We start from the raw sequence: 14,501 nt of genomic DNA, 5'->3' as shown, positions 1-14,501 counted from the left end.
TCTTAATAAGAGGCTAAATTTTTGATTTATTTTATTTAAAAGATGAAATATATTATATTGTAATGACAATTATTTTCTCTGATAAATTCGAACATAAACAAATTAATCGTATAAAAAAGGCCGCAATTGCGACCTTTTCAATATATTTAAATGAATATATTAACTGACCTGTTTAATGCCTTGAATCTTAGCAATTTCCTGTTGTTTAAGCAGATTACGCTGAATTTTACCGCTAGATGTTTTAGGTAAATCACTTACAAACTCAATCTCTTTCGGATAGGCATGTTTAGATAAACGGGAACGCACATAGTTTTGCAATTTCAGCATCAGTTCTTCACTAGCGGCATATTGTGATTTAAGCACTACAAAGGCTTTCACAATTTCGGTACGTTCCGGATCTGGTTTTCCAACCACAGCGGACTCGAGCACCTCTTCACACTCCAGCAAGGTACTCTCTACATCAAAAGGTCCAACTCGATAACCCGAAGTCGTAATGACATCATCCGCACGACCAATGAAATCTATTCCACCATGTTCATTCAGTTTTACGGTATCTCCTGTTAAATAGTACTGTCCCACAAAGGCTTTCCGATTATTACCGCCATAGCCTTCAAACCACATCAAAGGTGAGGCTGAGTAGTCCATGGCCAAAGTACCAATACCACCTTTTTCGACTTCCTGATGCTCTTTATTTAAAACTGCAAAACGATGTCCTGGAATGGCAAAGCCAGCAGAACCGATTTTCTTGTGATGCTCCAGCGCATGATGATTGGCAATCACCATCCCAAGTTCAGTCTGTCCATACTGGTCGTAGATATTCACGTCCATTTCATGATTAAACCACTGAATGACTTCAGGCGTTAATGGCTCACCTGCACTACTGACCACACGTAAACACGAGCTAATCTCAGCATCAAATTTCTCCTTAAAGCCAAAGAACATCCGGAATGCAGTTGGAGAACCAGTCAGGTTATTCACCCGATATTTTTTAATGACTTCAACAGCATTGTCTACACTAAAGGCACGTTCATCCAGAATAATGCTATGCCCCAAACTTAATGGACCTGCAATTCCATAATACAGACCATAAGCCCAACCCGGATCTGCCAGATTCCAGAAAGTATCTTCGTCACGTAAATCTACGGCGTGCAGCATATAGCCTTTAAATGCCAGTAAAGCTTTAAGGGGAACAGGCACTGATTTTGCCAGCCCCGTTGTACCTGAAGTAAACATCATCAGGAAAATGTCACTAAAATGACCTTGAACCGGCTCAAACTCAGTTGGATATTGCTTCAGTTCAGTCCAGAAATCTGCATCCTGATTGATACTTTCAGGCGTTTGATGGACGGTTAAAATATGTGGAATATCCAGATCATTCAGTTTCGCTCGCTGTTCCTGATTGGTAATAATGAGTCGGGTATGTGCGGTATTAATACGATGCTCGATTGCCTTGCTTTCAAAAGCGGTAAATAAAGGCTGATAAATCGCACCAATACGCCAGGTGGCTAGAATGGTAATTAATAATTCTGGGGTTCGTGGGAGCAGTCCGGCAATACAGTCTCCTGCTTGTAAACCCAGTGAGGTCATATAATGAGCCAATTGTCCTGAAGCCTCAGCCAATTGTTCAAAAGTCCAATATTGGGTCTTGCCATTTTTACCTTCCCAGATTAACGCGATCCGGTTTTGTCCCAGAAAACGTCCACAGCATTCTGTATAGGCATTGAGTGAATCTGGCGTTCCTGCCAGATGTTGTTGAACCATAGTGTCAAAATCAAATTCACGATACGCTTGTTCTAGTGTCTTCATCACGACAACCTCTATTCCGTTTATAAACAGACTTTATGTCTGTGTCCGTTGTATTTGTTGTTCTGTCTACCGTCTGCGAATTCCATTGCAATGCCGGTTTTATATAACATGCCCTATTGCTAGGACATGTTAGGTGTCACTCTACTGAGTCACTTTTCGCTTTATCAATAATTGACCATGTTTTATAGACCCTCACAATTTCCATCTCCCTCAAATGAGCTGCAGGATTTGAACAGTCGGCTATTTCATGACTTTTAAACTTTGCTCACTTCCCGGGCAATGACCAGACGCTGAATATCTGATGCACCTTCATAAATCTGGCTCACTCTGACATCACGGTAAATACGTTCAACCGGGAAATCTGAGACATAGCCATAACCGCCATGAATCTGAATCGCATCCGAGCAGACTCGCTCTGCTATAGTCGAAGCAAACAGTTTAGCCATGGACGCTTCTTTTAAGCATGGTAATCCTGCATCTTTAAGCGTTGCTGCATGTAAGACCAGTTGTCTTGCTGCCTCAATCTGGGTGGCCATATCTGCGAGACGGAATGCTACTGCCTGATGCTGCACCAGCTCTACACCAAAAGATTTACGTTCATTGGCATATTCAACAGCAGCATCCAGTGCAGCTCGTGCCATACCTACGGATTGTGCCGCAATCCCGATCCGGCCAGATTCCAGATTAGACAAGGCAATCTTGTAGCCTTCACCTTCTTTTCCGAGCAGGTTCTCAGCCGGAATCCGGCATTGATCAAAAATAATGGTCGCGGTATCGGAACAATGCTGCCCCATTTTTTCTTCCAGATTCGAGACGATATATCCTGGACTATCGGTAGGTACCAAGAAACATGAGATTCCTTTCTTGCCCGCAGATTTATCTGTCACTGCAAATACCAGTGCAATCTGGGCATGCTTACCGGTAGTAATAAACTGCTTGGTGCCATTTAATACCCATTCATCGCCATCACGTTCTGCCTTACATTCTAGTGCGCTGGCATCGGAACCAGCTTGAGGTTCCGTCAGGCAGAAACACCCCAACCATTCACCAGTTGCCAGTTTGGTCAGGTATTTCTGCTTTTGTTTCTCGGTACCATAACGCTGGGTAATCCCGCAAGGTAATGAATTCTGCACACTGACAATGGTCGATATGGCTCCATCTCCAGCAGCGATTTCCTCAAGGGCCAGTACCAGCGACACATAGTCCAGGCCTGCTCCACCCCATTGTTCAGACACGGTCATACCGAGTGCACCGAGTGCACCGAGTTCTTTCAATTCTTGTGCTGGAAATTGAGCCGTTTTATCCCTTAAACCAGCGGTGGGTTTCAGTTTTTGCTGCGAATAGTTTCGCATCATTTCCTGAATCATTTTCTGTTCGTCATTTAAAAGCACTGCGTATATCCCTTACTTATCTTTTAATTTTCCATATAGAGTGAATAAACCTATCTACTCTGACTTTTGTATTTTGCTTCGTTGGCTCGAACTTATTTTGGAGCCATACGGATGGCGCCATCCAGACGAATCACTTCACCGTTCAGATAGCTATTTTCGAAGATATGACCTACTAACTGGGCAAACTCCTGAGGTTTAGCCAGACGCGGCGGAAATGGAACCATCTGCCCCAGAGCATCCTGTACATTTTGCGGCATGCCTTTCAGCATTGGGGTTTCCATAATGCCGGGTGCAATGGTCATGACACGAATCGCTTCACGTGCCAGCTCACGCGCGAGTGGCAGCGTCATCGCAACGACTGCACCTTTAGACGCAGAATAAGCTGTCTGACCAATCTGACCATCAAAGGCTGCAACTGAAGCCGTATTCACGATTACACCGCGCTCCTCTTCATCGGTTTGCAGCTCATACTTCGCGATTAAAGCCGCTGCAAAACGAAGCATATTGAATGTGCCACTTACATTGATATTCAACACTTTCTGGAACATCGCCAGTTCATGGATTCCATTGCGGCCCAGTACCTTGGCAGAAGGTGCAATACCAGCACAGTTCACCAAGCCATTGAGTTGGCCATACTGATTTTCAACATGATTAAAGAAAGCTTCAACCGCCTGCTCATCCGTTACATCCAGTTGTACAAATTCAGCCTGCTCACCCAGTTGCTGTTGTAAGGCATTGCCCTGCTCCTGGTTCATATCCACCAGAATCACTTTTGCATCCTGTTCCACCAGATGAGTCGCTGTGGCTGCACCCAGACCTGATGCACCACCAGTTACCACAATCACTTTTCCCTGAATTTTCATGTTAATGTCCTGTTCCTATTTTTATGACAAGCTACGACTTAATAGGCAGAGTAAACAGAGATTTTATTCTGTACAATTTCCAAATGTTGCATCTTCACTGATGGATTTGGACAATAAAGAAGGGATATCTGACTGGCTATGCATTTACCAGCCTTGGAATATAGTAAGGGAACCATTTCGATTGATCTGGTTCATGAAGCACTGCTGAATGCCAAAGCACAGCATTATGATATTGCTGCGATTTTAACTAAGGCTGCCATTCCATTAGAGATTCTTCATTCCGCTAAAGCACGGGTGTCAGTGGCGCAGTATGCCGCGCTATGGACTGCACTTGCCGATAGCATGAATGACGAATTTTTTGGCATGGACAGCCATCCAATGCGCCGTGGCAGTTTCAAACTCTTGTCAAAAATGCTGTTACAGACCGATACGCTGGAAAAAGCTCTGCAGCAAATCCTGCAATTTTTTAATCTGATTCTGGATGATCTGCACAGCACACTGATGGTCGAAGAAAACTTTGCCTATATCGTGATCTATGACCAGAACCAGACCAAGCGCATGTTTAGTTATGCAACCTATCTAATGCTGATTCATACCCTGCTATGCTGGTTAAGCGGACAGCGGGTTTTACTTAATCAGATTCAACTGAAATGTGCCGCACCACTCGATGATTTTGATTATAAAGTCCGTTTTTGTGAGCAGATTGAATATCAGGCCAGTGAAAACTATATCCAGTTTGATGCAGCCTATTTGCAGCTCCCAGTAAAACAGGATCAAACCTCCTGGTATCAGTTTATTCAACAGACTCCGCATAACCTGCTAGTTCGCTTTAAAAATCCTTATGCGCTAAGTGCACAGATCCGCAAACAGCTTTTAAAAGTACCTCCGGCTGAATGGCTTGAACTGAATGAGCTTGCTTTGAAAATGAATATGTCTGAAGCCACCATGCAACGGCGTCTTAAAAATGAAGGTGTGACTTATCAACAGCTCAAAAATGAAATTCGTCGTGATACAGCCATTGAACTATTAACCCGTACGGATCAAAGTTTGCAGGACATCAGTGATCAGCTTAACTTCCAGGAAGTCAGTGCTTTTCATCGTGCCTTTAAAAAATGGACAGGGGTTAGTCCAGGTGCCTATAGACAAAATATTACTAGATAATTTATATTTAATAAGACTTAAAAACGATTAAAATTTAGCATATAAATTTAAATTTATATTTTCTCAACAGTTATATTTTTCAAGGCTTACAGCCCAAAAATAGAGGACTGAACGGTCATCCATAATGCTTTGCACTCCCTATTAATATAGTTTATTTTTCAATCAATTTTTAGTGCTTCACTTTTGGCTGTACTCCCTTTCCCTCTTTCCTTGTTGAAGGTATTTTCCATGTTAAAGATGACTGATGTTCTTGGACAAAATCTTGTTCAAAACTTCGCCCAGGCTTTAGTTTCTTCGACCGATCTTAATGCAGAGCAATTGAATCAAGGCATCTTGAATGCGTCTGATTCTGCCCTCAAAGATGCTATTGTGCACTTCTTTAACCAGATTGATGCCACTGAAGCTGCGAAATCGCTTGAAATTCCGGCTGAGCGCATCGTTGCATTACAACAAGGTATTGCACTGAAAGATGAACAATATCTTGCTGATACTGCCAAAGTCGTGGCTCTTTGCCTGGCAATGGAAACTGGTAGCCTAGATCAAGTCGAGGTTTATGACTGTCTGCAAGACTACCCAATGTAAGCTATCCAGATTGATAAAATAGTGACTCAAAAAGCGATGCTAATGCATCGCTTTTTTTATGGCACTCGTTATTTATAAAACTTCCTACTGCAAAGACGAATGATTAAAAAAACAGCTTATCAATTTACGCCATACCATTTTTAAAATTTTATCTAAGCAAAACCTTTCTATTCTTTATTTAATAAATTCAAATAAAAACAAATACCTATATTTAAAACTGTTAATTATTTCATTTTTTGATTTGATTATCTTTTTTTCTTTTTTGTGTGCTTATCGATTTATCGATATGAATGTAAAAAATTTAATTCAAGATTGAGATATTCATGAAAAAAACATTAAGAACTTCGGGTCTGACTTTACTCGGTCTTTCTATTTCTTTCTTTACCGGCTTGGCTAACGCAGCGATTCCATCTGAATTAAAATTGGATTATGCCTATTACGCACCGACCAGTCTGGTGGTTAAAGAACAGAAACTGCTAGAAAAAGCTTTGCTAAAAACCAAGATTAAATGGGTATTTAGCCAAGGCAGTAACCGCTCACTCGAATATCTAAATAGCGGTAGCACAGATTTTGCTTCTACTGCAGGTTTAGCGGCAGTGCTTAGCCGCGCCAATGGTAGCCCGATTAAAACGGTTTATATTCAGAGCCAGCCTGAATGGACAGCACTGGTCGTTAATAAAGATTCAAATATCAAATCTCTGAAAGATTTGAAAGGTAAAAAGATTGCTGCCACTAAAGGTACAGATCCTTTCTTATTTACTTTACAAGCCTTAGATACGATTGGTTTGGGCAAACGCGATGTAGAGCTCGTTCATTTACAGCATCCGGATGGTAAGACTGCGTTAGAGCGTAAACAGGTCGATGCCTGGGCAGGCCTTGATCCTTTAATGGCATCTGCGCAGGCACAGTCAGGTGCCAAATTACTATATCGCAATGTCAGTTTTAATTCTTATAGCGTACTGAGCGTAAAAGACCAGTTTGCCAAATCCAGTCCGGAAGCGATTGAAGCAGTGATTAAAGCTTATGAACAGGCACGTCAATGGGCGAAAGCCAATCCCGACAAATTGGCTGAATTACTGGCACGTGAAGCCAAGCTTCCGATTGAAGTCGCCAAGCTTCAACTCAGCCGTACTAATCTGGATCAGAATATTCCAACCACCAAACATACCGGGGCATTACAAAAAGCTGGTCGTATCCTGACGGAAGAAGAACTGGTTCGTAAAGGAACCAATGTCAATCAGGTCGTGACTCAATTATTTGATGCCCGCTATGCTAAAAAGGTTGCAACTAAGTAATGGCTATACCGAAAAGCATCTCGGAACAGTTGAGCGTGGAAGAACAGTCAAAATCCGCTGTGTTACCACGCAGCATTTCGCTGATCAAAGCCCTCACCCTGCCTGTTATTTTTATCGTATTGGTAGAAATACTGGTCCGTAATGGCGTAATCGAACCTTATCTGTTGCCTGCACCGAGTAGCCTGTTTCAGTCCTTTACTGAACTGGCTGAGGGCGATTTATGGCAACACATCTGGACCAGTAGCTGGCGGGTTTTTCTTGGCTTTGGGATTGGTAGTGGATTGGGACTGATCTTTGCGATCCTGGTTGGGCTAAACAGACATGCAGAAGATTTTCTGGAACCAACGTTTTCTGCAATTAAATCCATTCCGAGTCTGGCTTGGATTCCGTTACTTTTACTTTGGTTAGGGATTGATGAATCTTCTAAAATCACCTTGATCGCGATTGGTGCCTTCTTCCCGACATATACCAATACTGTGGCAGCGATTCAGGGTGTGGATCGTAAGCTGATTGAAGTCGCAAAAGTCTATCGCCTGAAATACTGGCAACAGGTTCAGCAGATTGTATTGCCTGCTGCCTCACCGGGAATATTGACTGGCTTAAGGAATAGCCTGAGTTTATCCTGGATGTTTATGATTGCAGCTGAATTGATTGCTGCCACTCAAGGGATTGGTTATCTGCTCAGTGATGGTCGTGAAACTTCACGTCCGGATATTGTGATTATTGCGATTATCCTGTTAGCAGTCCTAGGCAAAATCACCGATAGCATTATGAAATTGTTCGAAACCCGCTTACTGCGCTGGCGAGATGTGATTAAAAAGTCATAATTTATTGAATAAAAGAATTAAAAAAGCGACCTATCCAGGTCGCTTTTTTATTAAATCAAGCTTTAAAAATTAATGTGGCCACTGACCTAAAGTTACCCGGTCATTTCCGCCATAATCTTTCACTGTACGGACCTGTTTATAGCCAGCTTGAGTAAACAGATGGCGGACCGCATCGCCCTGATCATAGCCGTGCTCAAGCACAACCCAGCCATTTACGGTTAGATGCTTTTTAGCTTGCTGAATAATCATCTCAATATCAGCCAGACCATTTTTGTCTGAAACCAGCGCACGTTCCGGCTCAGTCGCCAGATCAGGCATATGCTCATCGTCTGCATCAATATACGGTGGATTAGATACAATCGCATCAAAGAACTGCCGACCAAATGGTTTTAGCCAGGAACCAAGCACAAACTGCACCTGATCTAAATCATGCTGTTCCGCATTATATTTCGCAACTTCCAGTGTGGGTTCATAAATATCCGAAGCGGTAACAGACCAGTTAGGGCGCTCAGACGCCAGTGACAAGGCAATAGCACCGGTACCAGTTCCCAAGTCAACAATTCGTGCATCTTCCGGCAGGTCTAATTTCAGGACTGTTTCGACCAGCACTTCGGTATCCGGGCGTGGTACTAGCGTATCTTTAGTGACTTTTAGATCCAAAGTCCAGAACGGTTGTGAACCTGTGACATAGGCCAATGGCTCACCTGCAGCAATCCTCGCCAGGCTTTCGACATAGGCCTGTTCCTGTTCAGGCGTTAACTGCTGGTCTTTTTTCATTACCAGATCAAAAGCATCAATCTTGGTAATGTGTTCCAACAGCCAGGCATTTTCCTGACGTTCATAACTTTCAGGTTCACCACGTAAAGCCAGTGCTTCTTGAATGTTCATTAGCCACCATTCTGCTGTGCAAGCATGGCCAACTGATCGGCCTGATATTCACGATGCAGACTGTCTAATAGCTCAGTCAGATCACCTTCCATCACGGCATCCAGCTTATATAAAGTCAGGTTAATACGGTGATCGGTCATACGACCTTGTGGATAGTTATAGGTGCGAATACGTTCTGAACGGTCACCCGAACCGACCAGGTCACGGCGCATTTCAGAAGTCGCTGCATCTGCTGCGGCACGTTTGGCATTTTCCAGACGTGAAACCAATAAAGCCATCGCTTTGGCTTTGTTTTTATGCTGTGAACGTTCATCCTGACATTCCACCACAGTACCGGTTGGAATGTGCGTAATACGCACCGCAGAGTCAGTTTTGTTAATGTGCTGACCACCAGCACCTGATGCGCGGTAAGTGTCGATACGTAGGTCAGCCGGGCTAATGTCGACTGAAGTATCTACATCCACTTCTGGAAGAATTGCTACAGTACATGCTGAAGTATGTACACGACCTTGCGATTCTGTCGCAGGCACACGTTGTACACGGTGTGCTCCACTTTCAAATTTCAGGCGACCATATACCCCTTCACCATTCACCAGGCAGATGACTTCTTTATAGCCACCATGCTCACCTTCATTTTCAGACAGGATTTCAATACGCCAACCTTGAGATTCCGCATATTTGCTATACATACGGAATAAATCACCCGAGAAAATCGCAGCTTCGTCACCACCTGTTCCGGCACGAATTTCCAAATAAGCAGAGTTGGCATCATTCGGATCTTTTGGAATCATCAGGATATTCAAATCAGCCTCAAGCTGTTCGATCAGGGCTTTATTTTCCTTAATCTCTTCCTGCGCCATTTCCTTAAAGTCAGGATCAGACAGCATGGCTTGCGCAGTTTCAATATCTTCTTCAGCCTGTTTGTACTTGGTCCAAACGTTGGTAATCTCGGTTAAATCATTATGCTCACGTGATAACTGGCGAAAACGCTTGTTGTCCGAAATCACTTCAACATCTGCCAATAACGCAGTCAGTTCTTCATGACGGTCAGAGAGTTGGTCTAATCGTAAACGTAACGATTCTTTCATTTTCTAAAAAATCTCAAACATAAGGCTGTGACTAAACTAAACAGTGATTTAGCACAGCGAAATCAAAAAATTGCGCCTAGTTTAACGATTCTCTGGGTCAATGAACATCATTATTCAGTAAGTCAGTGTTTAGATGCAGCGATGTCACCGCCATTTGTTAACAAATATAAATAAAATCTTCAGTTTTGGATTTTTTCTGCTCAATTCGATCCTTATTTATTTCTCATTTTACAAATTGGCAAATAAACACATTAAATATGGAGGTAGATCTTCACATTCTTTTGGGCATGATTTGTTACATTTTCTGCGTCGAAACACACTAACATATGAAAGTCCTATCAGGGACACGGAGTTACAACATGAAACTCAATGCAATTTTACTGAGTGCTGCAATGGCTGCAGGCTCAATGATGACAGTGAGTGCGCATGCAGACAGTACTGCACGTGTGGCAGCAGCAAGTGCTTTAGGTAGCGTTGCTGGTACTGCACTGGGCAAAAACATGGGGGGCAACACTGGCGCAACAATTGGTGCTGCATTAGGTGGTGCAGGTGGTGCTGCTGTTGCAAGTAACAAGAAAAACCGTACCTCATCTGCAATTGGTGGTGCTTTAGGTGGTGGTGCTGGTTATACCGTAGGTAAAAACATGGGCGGTTCTAATGGCGGTTACATCGGTTCAGCACTCGGTGCTGCGGGTGGTGCAGCATTAGGTAATAAAATTTCTAAAGATAAAGCAGCCGATCGTGCCAAAGCGAATCGTGCTAAACACTGGAAAAAACGTCACCGTTAATTTCTTGCCCTTAGGCTCTTTAAATTCGACGCTACATTTAACATTAAAAGCACCTGTTTGGGTGCTTTTTTTATTATGCGTTCAACGTATTCAAATTCATGTAATACATCAACTTATTCGAACAAGATCATGAATAAATTAAGGAGATAAAAATCACAATTCGCCAACACTGCCTCCATGCTATTTGACGGTTGCTAGATTAAATTTATCTCATCAACAAATACAGCTAGATATATAAAAGGTGTACTCATGAATTACAAATCTCTAATGATCGCTGTCGTAGCAACCTCAGCCATGGGTATGACAGCCGCCAATGCCGGAAATACAACGAATACGGCTTTAGCTTCTGCTTTGGGTGGTGTCGTTGGTGCCGCAGTGGGCAATAAAATGGGTGGTACAACTGGTGCAACAATCGGTTCTGCGATTGGCGGTGGTGCTGGTGCCGCAGTAGCAGCGAATAAACGTGACCGTAATGGTGCGATTATCGGCGGTGCTTTAGGTGGTGGTGCCGGTTATGCCGTAGGTAAAAACATGGCGGGTTCTAATGGCGGCTTAATTGGTGCTGCATTAGGTTCTGCTGGTGGTTCTGCCCTTGGTAAAAAAGTCAGCGAAGACCGTCGTTATGATGACCGTTATGACCGTCGCTATAGTTCAAAAAACTATCGTACTAGCAACTACCGTTATAACCACCGTCGCTAAGATTTCCTCTAATCACTTTTCCTCCTTGAATAAGCATCTTCGGATGCTTATTTTTTTGCCTGTTATTTTGGTTTACATATATATCGATTTTTTTCGATATACAAATACAATGCAAAGTCGTATGCTCTTAGTCATGTTTATTCAAGAGTAATATTATGCGTACGCTTACCGATACCCAGTTCTCTATTCTCGAACTGGTTCCAGTTCGTGACGATAAGACCATTCAATTCTCCCTGCAACATGCGTTGGAATTGGCCCAGACCGCAGAACGTCTAGGTTATAGCCGGATGTGGCTGGCCGAGCATCATAATATGGATGGTATTGCCAGCTCAGCGACTGCCGTTCTCTTAGGCTATTTACTGGCAAATACCAATAGCATCAAACTTGGCTCTGGCGGCATTATGTTGCCAAACCATGCACCCTTGGTAGTAGCAGAACAGTTCGGTACATTAGCGACTTTATATCCAGATCGTATTGAGCTGGGTCTAGGCCGTGCTCCTGGTACCGATCAAATGACCATGCGTGCTTTACGTCGTGGCCGTCAAGAAACTGAAGATCAGTTCCCGCAGGATGTTTTAGAAATTCTGCAATACTTTAAAGATCCGATTCCAGGCCAACGCATTGTGGCAACTCCAGGCCAAAGCACACACGTACCTGTGTGGTTATTAGGTTCGAGCCTGTTTAGCGCACAACTGGCAGCAAAACTTGGTCTACCCTATTCTTTTGCATCTCACTTTGCTCCGCGTATGCTTGGTCAAGCGATTCAATTGTATCGGGACAATTTCGAACCGTCTGAATATCTGGATCGTCCTTATGTTTCTATGGGCGTACCGACTTGTGTCGCAGATACAGATGAAGAAGCTGAATATCTGGCAACAAGTGCTTACCAGCGTGTCCTTGCCCTGATTCGCGGTCAAAGCCTGAAATTGAAAGCGCCGATTGATTCTATGGAAGGACTCTGGTCACCACCTGAAAAAATGTCTGTCGACAATTTCTTTGCCATGGCGCAAGTGGGTTCCAAAGAAACTGTTAAAGCCGGTTTGGAAGCACTCATAGCAAAATATGATGTAGATGAGTTTATCTTCACCTGTGACATCTATGACACAGAGAAACGTCTGCATAATTTTGAATTGCTGATGCAGATCAAAAACGGGCAATAATGCTGTCTTGCTTTGCCTAATTTATTCTGATCTATATACCCACTCTTAGGAATGGGTATATTTTTTAAAACTTTGTTTGAAAATTTTAAGTCTCCAAATAGATAAATCCATGTCTAAGATGGATCTCCTGCGCTTTAATACATCTATGTCTCATTAAAAATACAATAGAAAAAAGAATGACTGTCTAAGTTAAATTTTGAACTTTACCGCTCTAGGGCTTTTGTTAATATCTATAACAAAGCAAATAAGACCAATTATTAAATAATTTCAAGGAAAAACAATGTCCACCAAGCAGGATGCATACGCGGGTATATTTGAGAATCGTCCCGAAAATTTCCAGCATTTTACTGGCATTAAAATGCCCTCTTCCCAGCTCGCTGAACTTGACTGTGCCGGAAAAGATATTGCGATTATCGGTACGGATCAATTTACCGTAAGCCAGCTCAACAAGATTAGCCAGCAAGCTCACTCAGTAAAAGTTTTTCAGATTAATCCGCAATTTGTATTGCCAGGTACTGAACGTGGTTTGCAGCGGTTATTAAATCACCCCTTAATCATTAAAAATCGACGCCTATTTAATAACCGCATTAAAAGCATTTTATCATTACGTTATCTAGAAAATCAGGTACAAAATTTATGGCTCAGACGCCAGCTCATGCCAAATCTTGCAGCCGCATCCAAAGTTTATCTTAAATCAGATCACTATTATGCTGCTCTGCAACGTGAAAATTGCCAGCTGATTACCTGGCCTATTGCAAAAATTTCCGAAAATAGTATTCATTGTATTAATGGAGATGAACATCAGGTTGAGCTAATTGTGCATACTTTTCAATCAGCAAGTTAATCTGTTTTTAGCACATAAGATTAAAAATTCGGAGTGTATTTGGAAAAATTTAGCTCTGCAAAATTGAATTTTTGATTTCATTGAATAGCAAAAAAGTTTAAAAAACAATCACTGCATTTTTTATTAAAATATTGAATATTTCAACAACTTATAATATTCATATTTTATTTCTATGAAAGCAGTATTTTTATTAATTTTTATCTATAAATCAGAGCCAAACTGAAGTCTGGCTCTGAATTCTTTTTAGCCAATTCGACGTTTTAGTCCTGTCATCTGTAAGACACGCGTTGAGATTTCTTCAATCGACATTTCCGAAACATTCAGGTACTTTATCCCTTCCGAAATATAGATGCCTTCAATTGCACGCAGTTCCATCTGACACTGGCTAAAGCTGGCATAACGGCTGTTGGCCTTACGTTCTGTACGAATTGCAACCAGACGTTCTGCATCAATCATCAAGCCAAAAAGCTTGTTTTTATGCGGTCTTAGCACTGCTGGCAGGCGGTTATCGTCCAGATCTTCTTCAGTTAGCGGATAGTTCGCTACACGAATTCCAAATTGCAGAGACAAATAAATTGAGGTTGGAGTCTTACCGGAACGCGATACGCCAATCAGGATCAGATCAGCCTTATCATAGTGACGCGTACGCGCACCATCATCATTGTCGAGCGCAAAATGTACGGCATCAATACGTGCCTTATAAGACTCAGAATCGGTCACCGCATGGGTCTGACCGACTAAAGTCGTAGGTTCAGTACCAAGCTCTTCTGATAATTTACTGATAAGCCCTTCAAAAACATCAAGATTTACTGCATTTGCAGTATTAATAATTTCACGCACATAGGGATCCACCAACGTATCGAAAACCAAAGGTTTTTGACCGTCTTTTTGGGCACGTTCATTGATCTCTGTGACCACATTCATGGCCGCTTCTTCAGAGCTAATATAAGGGATAATATGAATGTCAAAATCCACATGCGGAAACTGCGCTAACAGTGAGTGGCCAAGGGTTTCAGCAGTAATGGCAGTACCATCGGAAATAAAAAACACACTCCGCTGAATTTGTTTACCTTCTGACATTAAAATTCTCCTCAAACATTTGTCTTAGT

The 14,501-nt window shown here is 42.4% G+C and carries 14 protein-coding genes; 8 read left to right on the top strand and 6 right to left on the bottom strand.

Features of this window, described 5'->3' with window-relative positions:
* Positions 1–159 precede the first annotated feature (159 nt).
* The 3 genes from FTV12_RS03690 to FTV12_RS03680 form a co-directional block, all read right to left on the bottom strand.
* Complete coding sequence (locus FTV12_RS03690) at positions 160–1,806, bottom strand: AMP-binding protein (protein ID WP_179993314.1); 1,647 nt, start codon at positions 1,804–1,806, stop codon at positions 160–162.
* Positions 1,807–2,060: 254 nt separating this feature from the next.
* The gene (locus tag FTV12_RS03685; protein WP_179993313.1) at positions 2,061–3,197 is read right to left on the bottom strand and encodes an acyl-CoA dehydrogenase family protein; all 1,137 of its coding nucleotides are present in this window, start codon (positions 3,195–3,197) and stop codon (positions 2,061–2,063) included.
* Positions 3,198–3,289: 92 nt separating this feature from the next.
* The gene (locus FTV12_RS03680; RefSeq protein WP_166134944.1) at positions 3,290–4,060 is read right to left on the bottom strand and encodes a 3-hydroxyacyl-CoA dehydrogenase; all 771 of its coding nucleotides are present in this window, start codon (positions 4,058–4,060) and stop codon (positions 3,290–3,292) included.
* Between the two features lie 138 nt (positions 4,061–4,198).
* On the opposite strand from FTV12_RS03680, the gene FTV12_RS03675 reads away from it, so the two are divergent.
* The 4 genes from FTV12_RS03675 (at position 4,199) to FTV12_RS03660 (ending at position 7,925) form a co-directional block, all read left to right on the top strand.
* Positions 4,199–5,221, top strand: a complete 1,023-nt coding sequence (locus tag FTV12_RS03675) for an AraC family transcriptional regulator (protein WP_166134947.1) — start codon at positions 4,199–4,201, stop codon at positions 5,219–5,221.
* A 228-nt stretch (positions 5,222–5,449) separates the two neighbouring features.
* A complete protein-coding gene (locus FTV12_RS03670; RefSeq protein WP_004783846.1) occupies positions 5,450–5,803 on the top strand; it encodes a hypothetical protein in 354 nt (117 codons plus the stop codon).
* A gap of 323 nt (positions 5,804–6,126) precedes the next feature.
* Positions 6,127–7,098 carry an aliphatic sulfonate ABC transporter substrate-binding protein gene (locus tag FTV12_RS03665; RefSeq protein ID WP_179993312.1) on the top strand — a complete coding sequence of 324 codons (972 nt, stop codon included), beginning with the start codon at positions 6,127–6,129 and terminating at the stop codon, positions 7,096–7,098.
* Positions 7,098–7,925 carry an ABC transporter permease gene (locus FTV12_RS03660; protein ID WP_179993311.1) on the top strand — a complete coding sequence of 276 codons (828 nt, stop codon included), beginning with the start codon at positions 7,098–7,100 and terminating at the stop codon, positions 7,923–7,925. The genes FTV12_RS03665 and FTV12_RS03660 overlap by 1 nt, the downstream gene beginning before the upstream one ends.
* 69 nt (positions 7,926–7,994) lie before the next feature.
* Here the strand turns inward: FTV12_RS03660 and prmC are convergent, their stop codons facing one another.
* Together prmC and prfA are read right to left on the bottom strand one after the other, a co-directional pair.
* The gene (gene prmC, locus FTV12_RS03655) at positions 7,995–8,813 is read right to left on the bottom strand and encodes a peptide chain release factor N(5)-glutamine methyltransferase (protein ID WP_159123180.1); all 819 of its coding nucleotides are present in this window, start codon (positions 8,811–8,813) and stop codon (positions 7,995–7,997) included.
* The gene (gene prfA / locus FTV12_RS03650; RefSeq protein WP_180033512.1) at positions 8,813–9,901 is read right to left on the bottom strand and encodes a peptide chain release factor 1; all 1,089 of its coding nucleotides are present in this window, start codon (positions 9,899–9,901) and stop codon (positions 8,813–8,815) included. Before prfA ends, prmC begins: the two co-directional genes overlap by 1 nt.
* A 359-nt stretch (positions 9,902–10,260) precedes the next feature.
* Here prfA and FTV12_RS03645 point away from each other — a divergent pair, with 359 nt between their 5' ends.
* The 4 genes from FTV12_RS03645 to FTV12_RS03630 all read left to right on the top strand — a co-directional run bounded on the left by FTV12_RS03645 (position 10,261) and on the right by FTV12_RS03630 (position 13,392).
* Complete coding sequence (locus FTV12_RS03645; protein WP_034171622.1) at positions 10,261–10,689, top strand: glycine zipper domain-containing protein; 429 nt, start codon at positions 10,261–10,263, stop codon at positions 10,687–10,689.
* A gap of 249 nt (positions 10,690–10,938) precedes the next feature.
* A complete protein-coding gene (locus FTV12_RS03640) occupies positions 10,939–11,388 on the top strand; it encodes a hypothetical protein (RefSeq protein WP_004783858.1) in 450 nt (149 codons plus the stop codon).
* 155 nt (positions 11,389–11,543) lie between these two features.
* Complete coding sequence (locus tag FTV12_RS03635; protein WP_004783860.1) at positions 11,544–12,548, top strand: LLM class flavin-dependent oxidoreductase; 1,005 nt, start codon at positions 11,544–11,546, stop codon at positions 12,546–12,548.
* Between the two features lie 280 nt (positions 12,549–12,828).
* The gene (locus tag FTV12_RS03630; RefSeq protein ID WP_179992468.1) at positions 12,829–13,392 is read left to right on the top strand and encodes a flavoprotein; all 564 of its coding nucleotides are present in this window, start codon (positions 12,829–12,831) and stop codon (positions 13,390–13,392) included.
* A gap of 243 nt (positions 13,393–13,635) precedes the next feature.
* Here FTV12_RS03630 and FTV12_RS03625 read toward each other — a convergent pair whose 3' ends face one another.
* Positions 13,636–14,472 (bottom strand): pyruvate, water dikinase regulatory protein, encoded by an 837-nt coding sequence (locus tag FTV12_RS03625; protein ID WP_166134959.1) that lies wholly within the window; start codon positions 14,470–14,472, stop codon positions 13,636–13,638.
* Positions 14,473–14,501 lie beyond the last annotated feature (29 nt).

This window comes from Acinetobacter sp. YH12233 (assembly GCF_013417725.1).
Classification (GTDB): Bacteria; Pseudomonadota; Gammaproteobacteria; order Pseudomonadales; family Moraxellaceae; genus Acinetobacter.
The sequence above is the reverse complement of the archived record's forward strand: the minus strand, read 5'-3'. Positions and strand labels throughout refer to the sequence as shown.